Annotated in this window: 3 protein-coding genes; 1 reads left to right on the forward strand and 2 read right to left on the reverse strand. The window is 38.6% G+C overall.

Going from position 1 to position 1,140, the window contains the following annotated elements:
• The coding region (locus tag GMD1S_RS07955; RefSeq protein ID WP_000385350.1) for a GNAT family N-acetyltransferase at positions 1-282 on the forward strand (282 nt) is incomplete at its 5' end.
• Between the two features lie 160 nt (positions 283-442).
• Here the strand turns inward: GMD1S_RS07955 and GMD1S_RS07960 are convergent.
• A complete protein-coding gene (locus GMD1S_RS07960; RefSeq protein ID WP_000559015.1) occupies positions 443-811 on the reverse strand; it encodes an EXLDI protein in 369 nt (122 codons plus the stop codon).
• Positions 812-873: 62 nt separating this feature from the next.
• A partial coding sequence (locus GMD1S_RS07965) for a DUF2268 domain-containing putative Zn-dependent protease (RefSeq protein WP_000313478.1) occupies positions 874-1,140 on the reverse strand: 267 nt, incomplete at its 5' end.

Raw genomic sequence — 1,140 nt, forward strand, 5'->3', positions numbered from 1 at the left:
TTTGCACCTGTGTCTGATAAGATTGCTGAATTACAAAAACTGTATGTCACTAAAAATAGCCGTGGCAAAGGTTATTCCAGCAGGTTGATAAAGCGGATATTCCATGAAGCCCGCCTAGCAGGTTATGAACAACTTTATCTAGAAACCTCTACTGAACTGGCTACGGCTGTGGTAATCTATCAGCACTATGGTTTTACAGCATTGCAACAACCACTTTCTAACGCTGCCGGCCACCCAGCTATGAATATCTGGATGATAAAATCCCTCTTATCAGATGAATAGATGTTAGTATACTATGGTCGACTCGAGGACATCAGTATCAAGCTCCTCAAGACAGCTAAAACAACTTTTAAAAATGTAGCCAATGCTATGATAGTAAAGGTATTGTTTCAGCACTATCACACTAGAAGAAATCCGACTGCTTATAAAAGCAGTCGGATTTTTATATATCTAATTTTTCAAAAAATTTGCCTGTTAACTGCTTTTCTTTTAGCTTCTCAAGTAGCTCATTTTCCAGAAAAGGACTTAGTTCGTCAAAATCTTGACAAACCTTAAAAACAGTCTCTCTGTCCAACTGACCATAAGCTAATTCGTAATAGTCCTTATTATGCTGCCAGTTCTGGTCATAGTTGACATCTGTCCGTTGATAGTAAACGATGTTTTGCTTCGGAGTCAGGTAAAGCTTCTGTGTTAGAATGCTTTTCTGATCTTTAGATAACTTGCTACGACTGAAAATCTTAACACCTTGAAAAATCTTGCGCTCATGAATTCCTTGATCTGTCACCTTCAATTCAATTCTTTTATAGTGCATACTATCACCTCCTGAAATTACCTACATTATATCATGTTCTGGCAAATTTTCAAACAAAAGTGTCATTTCCAAAAGTCTTCAGTCGCCTCTAAAATCTCTTCTGTTGGTGTTACTGTGGCCTCAATAATGCTCTTGCCAGTCTTTTTCAGATAGGCTTGTATAAGATGATAGCCATAAGCATAGCCTGCAGCATAAGGCATACCAACCGGTATTTGACCTTGAATCTCAGCAATTTCATCACCGTAAAGATAAGGAGCCATTTCCGCCATACCTGTTAGCTGAAGCTGACTTGAGATGATGGGCTTAATCTCTTCTAACTGCTCTGGACT

This window comes from Streptococcus sp. GMD1S (assembly GCF_000296875.1).
GTDB lineage: Bacteria > Bacillota > Bacilli > Lactobacillales > Streptococcaceae > Streptococcus.